We start from the raw sequence: 7,545 nt of genomic DNA, 5'->3' as shown, positions 1-7,545 counted from the left end.
TTTAAAAAATCTTTAACATAGTCTTCAGCGGCATCCTTACCTAATTCTCCGATAACTTCCTGAGCAATAAATTTAACCGCTTCACTACCCCCCCAAGCAATTAACCATTCAATCATAATTATTTCATCTGTTATATTTTAGTTCTTTTTCATTATAAAAAAATTAGGAAGAATTTATAGCAGTATAAATGAGGGGTAGTAGTCCAGTAGGGTGCGTTATATCATGTTCGGTTGAATACTTATAATATCTGTGGACCAAAGGCAGAAGGCAGAGGGCAGCTATGCTGAAGGGAAAGAGCAAGGTTAGAAGGCAGAAGGTTTATTATAACTGATTATCCGAACATGATATTAATGAAATGTAACGCACCATCTAGATTTGAATTTTCGCTCAGTTACGCTGACGCTAACACACCCTACTTCTTCTTCCTTCTTCCTTCTTCCTTACTTTTTCACAATCATTTTCTCTACTGCTTCCGCAGTCCAGTAGGGTGCGTTAATGAAATGTAACGCACCATCTAGATTTGAATTTTCGCTCAGTTACGCTGACGCTAACACACCCTACTTCTTCTTCCTTCTTCCTTCTTCCTTACTTTTTCACAATCATTTTCTCCACTGCTTCCGCAGTCGCAGGAGCTAATAACACCCCATTCCGATAGTGACCCGTTGCCAACAACACATTTTTAAACCCCTCCAAATAACCCACTGCGGGTGCTGGTTGACCTTCCGGACGCGGCCGCAAACCAGACCATTTTCTTAACACCGTTGCATCTGCCAAACTCGGGCAAAAACTAATAGCTCTTTCCATCACCGTATCCAACCTACTAGAGTCCGCTACCACCTCACCCGCATCATCAGGAAATTCTACCGTTGCTCCCACCCAATATTCATTTTCTCCCACTGGTACAATATGCACATCATCCCCAGTTATCACTGGCTGAAAATCTAGATTTCCTAGAGGCGATCGCCCTTGCAAATATAGAGCTTGACCTAATACAGGCACAATAGTAAATTTACGGTCAAGATTTGATTTACGCTTCAGTTGTAGAGACCTTAACTTACCATCTTTTATTCCTTGCAAACATGGCAAAGACCCCAACCCCGCCGCCACAACTAACCAGTCTACATTCGCCAAAACAGGAGCTTTTTTAGTTGGATCTAGACTTTTTGTCCGTATTTGCTGACAACGATATTCGTTATTTTGTAGCGCTATAGTATTATATTCCGCAACTGTTACTCCAAAATGAAAATTCACCCCATTTTGTTGAGCAGCTTCCACTAAAGCTAAAGTAAGCTCAACCGGGTTAATTTGTAAATCTTGAGGAGAATAAATAGCTGCTGTAACTTCAGATGTCTCGATCTGAGGAGAGCGATCGCGCAGTTGAGCAATATCCCACATTTCCAATGGTAAACCATCTGCTTGCCGAATATCTACTAATCTTTTCCACCTATCTAAGTCATCCCCAGGCAAACACAACAACAAAATACCATCACGGTTATGAGAAATAGGGCGATTTATTTTTGCTTCCAACTCAGGAATTAAATTATGATAGCTCTGGACGCTCATGCGCCTCATTTTCCAAGGTCTGCCTTTAACTTTGTGGCTAATTACCCCCATCAACACCCCCAAAGCAGCACCAGTGGAAGCTTGAGCAGGTGCTTGTTTGTCCAATACCGTAATTTTTAACCCTTCAATTTTACTCAGTTGATAGGCGATCGATGCCCCAATAATTCCACATCCAATAATTACTATATGAGTCATGTTAGCGTTGCTGAATTAGTGTATTTACTTAGGAGTCAGGAGTCAGGAGTCAGGAGTCAGGAGGGAAGAAAGAACAAGAAAGAGCAATAGAAGGAGAAAGTTTTTTGATTGCGATCTTATCTTGACATGATATCATACCTAAAATCACCAACGCCAAAAATTTATAATTTATAATTGAAAAAGAAAGAAGGAAGAAGTGAATGGGTAAAGTAGAAATTAAGATAGGGTACGCAGTGCGCACCCCATCAAGTAATATTGAAATTTATCGTCGCTACACTTCTGGTTGGGTGTAGGGTTTTAACTAGCTATTAGCTTTTAGCACTTCCGTACCCGAATGCTCGGCAAACAGCGCTTCAGCTTTTAGGAGCTCTGGTTTAAATCCCCGGTTTCTATAAACCGGAAGGTTTAGGAGAGGTTGAAATCTCCTTCTAAACATTTATTGCTGACTGCTGACTGCTGACTGCCGATCGCTTATTTAATTAGGGCTTGCTGATTAAATCTAAAAGCATTGACATATAAAGATTTTAGCCTTTTTGGGGCCTTTAAAAAGTACCTTATCACGTCTAAAACGCTCAAAAAGGAGCGTATTTTAGGCGCATAGTTGGGCAGAAAAATTCAGGGACAATTCTTACTCCTAACTTCCTCTAAATTCCCATTTCTCCCCTCCTGGGAGGGGTTAGGGGTGGGTTGTCTCCTGTCTTCTGTCTCCTGTCTCCTACCCCAGCAAAAAGACTTTATTCAGTAAACCCTAATTACTTTTCGGTATCAAACTGAAGAAAGTGTCAAAATCTGCTATTGCTTTTGTATACTCATTAGTCGCTTGCAGTTTGTCATTTGCTGCTGCTGCAACATCAATTTCTTCTAAATCCTGAAATACTTCCTTTGCTGCATCCAACACAGGTGCTTTATCCTTTGGCAATAACAAACTTTGGGTCAAATAGTTAGTCTTGCTCCGCAAGTCTCCTAAAGGCCCATGAATAAATGTATCTACATTGACCCAATCTTCCTTTTGAATTAGGGTGTTTAGTTCATCCATGCGATCGCGCAAAGCGACAATTCCCGTTGTGTACTGTTCAATTTTTTGTAATTGAGCATCTGAGTAGGTTGGCGGTGGAGCAGGGGATCCACAACTTGCCAAAAACGCTACTAACAGCGCCATCATCCATGCTACTATCGAGCGTTTATTTAACATCATCCTCTTTGAATTTATCTACTAAATTGAATATTCCATATTAGATTAAAAATGGAAATGACCATTTTGGCAAGGGGAGTATATATACTTAGGGTTTACTGATAAAATTGGTTGGTGGGGGTAGGACACGGGGACACGGGGACGCGGGGACGCGGGGACGCGGAGATTGGGGGAACAGACAACGGTTTCGGTCATTTTATAGCGCTGTGCGCAGGGAACAGGCAACAGGGAATAGGGAACAGGGGGAATACATTGCCGATCATATAAGACTTCTAGCTCTTTTGCCCCTACTACAATTTGTAAATATACCAGCGCTCATTGCTATATGTGAAGAAATTTTCTTGAATTTCAGCAAAAAATTAAGGTAGAGGGAAGATTGTTCCTTCTGCCTTCTGCCTTCTGCCTTCTGCCTTCTGCCTTCTGCCTTCGTTCATTTAATACTTCTAAACTGTTTTTCTACTACACTGACTAAAGTTTCTCGTGGGAAAAAACGGGAAGTATTAACAATTACCTGATTTAAAAAGCCTCCTGTCACAACATTAGACTGATTTTTTTCTAAAGCTTGAAGAGCATCTTTTACTACTTCTTCTGTAGGGGTCAATTTTGACATTGAAGAGCCACCTACAGATGGAGGAAATTCTGCTCTTTGGAAAAAATCTGATTTTGTGGGCCCAGGGCAAAGTGCTAATATCTTCACCCCTGAATCTTGATTTTCTGCCCACAATGCTTCACTAAAACTCAAAACAAATGCCTTTGTTGCACTATAAACTGACATATAAGGCATAGGTTGAAAACCACCTATTGAGGAAACATTAATAATTGCCCCGGATTTATTTTGTTGCATCCCAGGTAAAAATAAATGTGTTAATTCTACTAAAGCAGTAATATTTAATTGAATCATATTAACCTGCTTTTCTAGAGGTCTCTCGGTAAAATTTCCATAGTCACCGAAACCAGCATTATTTACTAATAAATCTATCGTTAATCCTTTCTGAAAAACTGTCTCAAATATAGAATTTGTTGCTGCTGGTGCTGTTAAATCTTGGACTATTACATCAGCCTGAATTTGATATTGACTTTGTAATTGATTGGCTAATTGTTGTAGTTTATCTTCTGAACGAGCTACCAATACCAAGTTAGTTTTTCTACTTGCTAATTCTTGGGCAAAAATTTCACCTATTCCAGAAGAAGCACCTGTAATTAATGCAGTTTTCATTTTATTCCATTTGAGATTACTTATGTAAAGTAAAGTTCTAAAATTACATTACATAATTAATCATAGTATAAAGGAATATAAATTTTATTAAATATTTACTAAATATTGAAATTTCCAGCAGTTTTGGTAAATTAATTAAACTAAATACCGGAGATAATAATATTATGACTTTTCGTATTCTATGCTTGGACGGTGGTGGTATTCGGGGTGTCATGCCAGCCCGTATTCTCCAGGCCGTTGAGCAACAACTAGGTAGCCCTTTAAAAGACCACTTCGATCTAATCGCTGGTACTTCAACAGGGTCTATATTGGCTGTAGGAATTGCACTGGGGAAAAGCCCTGAAGAATTGTTAAATCTATATTTAGAAAAAGGTTTGCAGATATTTCCTTACCAATCTATCTTATCGCCTAATCGGTTACCACTAATTTTACAATATGGTTTTTCTGCTCCTAAATTTTCAGACAAAGGTTTGATAGATGTACTTCAGAAGCAATTTGTAGACCTAACACTTGTTGATATTACGCCCGATCCTAATAAATTGATGGATTCGCTCAAAGTCTTAATTCCTAGTTATGATACTATGGGTCGTAATCCAGTCATATTTAAGAGCTGGGCTCACGACCACTGGTACGCCCAACTTCCACTGTGGGAAATTTGTGTCTGTTCCTCCTCAGCCCCGACTTATTTTCCTGCTTACCGGATCGAAAAGAATGGGCAAGTATATTCCTTAATTGATGGAGGGGTTTGTGCTAATAATCCTGTTTCTTGTGCTATGGCAGAAGCTATCAGACTATTACGGCAATCTTCAAATAAAAATGAATCCTTGGGAGACGTAATTGAGCAAATTAAAGTAATATCTATTGGTACTGGAGACCCAGCATCCCCAATTTCCTGGGAACGAGCTAGAGGATGGGGAAAAATTCAATGGGCAGTGCGTATTGCAGATATTTTCATGGATGCACCAACTGATATACATCAATATGTTGCCGAACAAATCATGAGTGTGAATCAAAATGACGAGCAACCAAGCTATATTCGTCTACAGTTACCTCTAAAAGATCCATTACTAGCAATGGATGATGCTAGACCAGACAATTTGCAGAAAATCATAAATAAGACAGATGTTTATCTTGAGCAAGTGCGAGGAAAATTAGAAAAATTCTTGCTCAACTGGTAGCTACGCTAGCTAACAAATTAACCAGGACTTACGCAAATTGACTTTTAAAGCACCATCTGTAGGGGCGAATGACATTCGCCCTCGCCATAATTATTGGATGTGCAAGAGTGAGTGTGATTAATGCTAACCTTTAACCCACCCCTACGCGATCAATTATTCCACACCGGGAAGCTAAAGTTCTTTCTTCCTCAAAAATAACAGTAGTTCATCTGTAATATCTCCAGACCAATGTTCTTGAGGGTAATGTCCAGCTTCTGCTAATTTAACTAACTTTCCATTTTCACAAATATTAACTAAATTTTCAGCTTGACTAACATCTAACCAAGGGTCTTTAGTTCCCCAAACAATTAATGTAGGTTGTTGCCACCCTTTAAAACCAGATTCAATTTCTGTCATTGACTTTTTTAAGTCTAAATTTTGCACAATTGCTGATATGGATCTACCAGCGGCAGAACTTTTTAGATAAGGACTACGATAGACATCTAAATCTTCATCAGCAACTGTTAAACAACTACCTTTTTCTAAAGTTCTATCTACAAATAGAGGGTCTTGAACAAGCATATCACCAACAAAAGGTATGCCTAATTGTTTCATTTGCCAAGGTAATTTTGCTGTAGAAGAAAGTGGTGTATTTAAAATAGTTAAACGCTCAATTTTTTCTCGATTTTGCAAAGCATATTGTAAACCAACGGAACCTAAAAATCCTTGAATAACTAGATAAAATCGTTCAATTTCTAGAGCATCAATTAGTTCTGTTAAAGCCTGAATAAAAGCTTCTGGTTTGTAAGAAAAATCTCGTTTATCTAATTTAGGGGATAAACCACAACCTATCCAGTCTGGAGCGATCGCCCGATAACCTGCTTCAGCTAATTCGGGCATCATAGCAGTCCAACTATGACTTTGAGCAGGAAATCCATGTAATAGTAAAATTGGCAGTTTATCTGTTTCGTCATCTGGTTTAGCTTCCCGATAAAACCATTCTAGAGAACCGACTTGTATATTTTTTTTCTCAATTGACATTTATTTTATTAATTTTTTGACTAGATTAACTTGGGGATTATATCATTTTATTGGAATAATTGATTGGGATAGGATTAAACTACTTTTTTTGTAGAAAAACTAACTACTTAGGGTTTGCTGAATAAAGTATGAGTGGTAGGGGTAGGAGACAGGAGAGAGGAGACAGGAGACAGGAGAAATGGAAATTATAGAGGAGGTAGTCGTAAAAATTGTCGCTCGTGATTTTTCTGCCATAATCACCCCAAAATACTAGCTTTTTGCAGCTCTTTAGACCGAAAACAGGCACACTTTTTTCGACCAAAAAAGGCTGAAAGCAGGATTTGGGATAATAGTATTGTCAGGCAATAATAATTAAAGGGTAATTTATCAAATCTATACTAATCTAATAATTTTTTTTCTGATTTTTCCAGTTTTTTGGAAATTTTAATTGTTCTAGAAAATCGTTTATTTCAGTATCTAGCCATTTTTTTTCTCTTTTACTTAAATGGGAATAGGCAAGTATAATACCTTTTTGAAATTTGGAACTTGCTTCTACTTTACCTCGTATTTTATAATTATACACCAAGTTTTTCCAGTGAATTAAAAACTTAGATTGATAGATTTGTATATTAGCTTTAATGCTCGATTGTACCCATGTATTCAAGAGCATCATCAAAGCACTCAACAAAACAATATAGGTCTGAAAGTTATTATTTTTTCTATAAAAAAGTGTTAGTATTAACAGGAAAAAATGAGAAAAAATAATAGTATAAAATGCTTGATAAAAACAGAACTACCTGATGGAATATTAATAATTAAGCTACTGGATGTTTTTTCCACAGTAACCAGACTTTCTGGAGGTTTTTGATGAGCAGATTTAACCACAGAATAATCATTATAAATATAAATATTTTCTGATTTATTACTAAGTACATTCAAAGCTGCTGTTGCCGACTGAAATCTATCTTCCCATATAGGTTCTAATATTACTTCTAACCAATTCATAAATTCTGGTGAAATTTCCACACAAGAACTAATATCTATTTTCATTCTTTTTTGAGGCAATTCACCTGGGGAACGATGGGTTAATAAATACAATAAAGTTGCACCTAAACTATATAAATCTGAAGCACAATAAGCTTTTCCTTGTAACTGTTCTGGCGGCATATATCCAATAGTTCCGACAAAGGTTCCACTGAAAG

General features: G+C 37.6%; 5 protein-coding genes and 1 pseudogene. 1 reads left to right on the top strand and 5 read right to left on the bottom strand.

The window, feature by feature from the left end; all coding sequences use genetic code 11:
• Positions 1 to 585: 585 nt before the first annotated feature.
• The 3 genes from F6K18_RS10715 to F6K18_RS10705 all read right to left on the bottom strand — a co-directional run bounded on the left by F6K18_RS10715 (position 586) and on the right by F6K18_RS10705 (position 4,166).
• Positions 586 to 1,758, bottom strand: a complete 1,173-nt coding sequence (locus tag F6K18_RS10715; protein WP_287520726.1) for an FAD-dependent oxidoreductase — start codon at positions 1,756 to 1,758, stop codon at positions 586 to 588.
• Between the two features lie 748 nt (positions 1,759 to 2,506).
• Positions 2,507 to 2,953 (bottom strand): photosystem II protein PsbQ, encoded by a 447-nt coding sequence (gene psbQ / locus F6K18_RS10710; protein WP_287275978.1) that lies wholly within the window; start codon positions 2,951 to 2,953, stop codon positions 2,507 to 2,509.
• Positions 2,954 to 3,380: 427 nt separating this feature from the next.
• Positions 3,381 to 4,166, bottom strand: a complete 786-nt coding sequence (locus F6K18_RS10705) for an SDR family oxidoreductase (protein WP_287520724.1) — start codon at positions 4,164 to 4,166, stop codon at positions 3,381 to 3,383.
• A gap of 164 nt (positions 4,167 to 4,330) precedes the next feature.
• Here F6K18_RS10705 and F6K18_RS10700 point away from each other — a divergent pair, with 164 nt between their 5' ends.
• Positions 4,331 to 5,344 carry a patatin-like phospholipase family protein gene (locus F6K18_RS10700; RefSeq protein ID WP_287520722.1) on the top strand — a complete coding sequence of 338 codons (1,014 nt, stop codon included), beginning with the start codon at positions 4,331 to 4,333 and terminating at the stop codon, positions 5,342 to 5,344.
• Positions 5,345 to 5,515: 171 nt separating this feature from the next.
• Here F6K18_RS10700 and F6K18_RS10695 read toward each other — a convergent pair whose 3' ends face one another.
• Entirely contained in the window at positions 5,516 to 6,364 is an 849-nt protein-coding gene (locus F6K18_RS10695; RefSeq protein ID WP_287520721.1) for an alpha/beta fold hydrolase, read from the bottom strand.
• A 717-nt stretch (positions 6,365 to 7,081) separates the two neighbouring features.
• Positions 7,082 to 7,545 (bottom strand): annotated as a pseudogene (locus F6K18_RS10690) (serine/threonine protein kinase); the annotation flags it as partial.

It is taken from the genome of Okeania sp. SIO2C2, assembly GCF_010692625.1.
Taxonomy (GTDB): domain Bacteria; phylum Cyanobacteriota; class Cyanobacteriia; order Cyanobacteriales; family Microcoleaceae; genus Okeania; species Okeania hirsuta.
Note: the sequence above shows the minus strand (reverse complement) of the source record. Positions and strands in the feature narration are given on the sequence as shown.

What these genes read in the sequence shown, in the direction of transcription:
- F6K18_RS10715 (WP_287520726.1), bottom strand. Translation starts at nt 1,758, where the DNA reads ATGACTCATATAGTAATTATTGGATGTGGAATTATTGGGGCATCGATC.
- F6K18_RS10700 (WP_287520722.1), top strand. Translation starts at nt 4,331, where the DNA reads ATGACTTTTCGTATTCTATGCTTGGACGGTGGTGGTATTCGGGGTGTC.
- F6K18_RS10705 (WP_287520724.1), bottom strand. Translation starts at nt 4,166, where the DNA reads ATGAAAACTGCATTAATTACAGGTGCTTCTTCTGGAATAGGTGAAATT.
- psbQ (WP_287275978.1), bottom strand. Translation starts at nt 2,953, where the DNA reads ATGATGTTAAATAAACGCTCGATAGTAGCATGGATGATGGCGCTGTTA.
- F6K18_RS10695 (WP_287520721.1), bottom strand. Translation starts at nt 6,364, where the DNA reads ATGTCAATTGAGAAAAAAAATATACAAGTCGGTTCTCTAGAATGGTTT.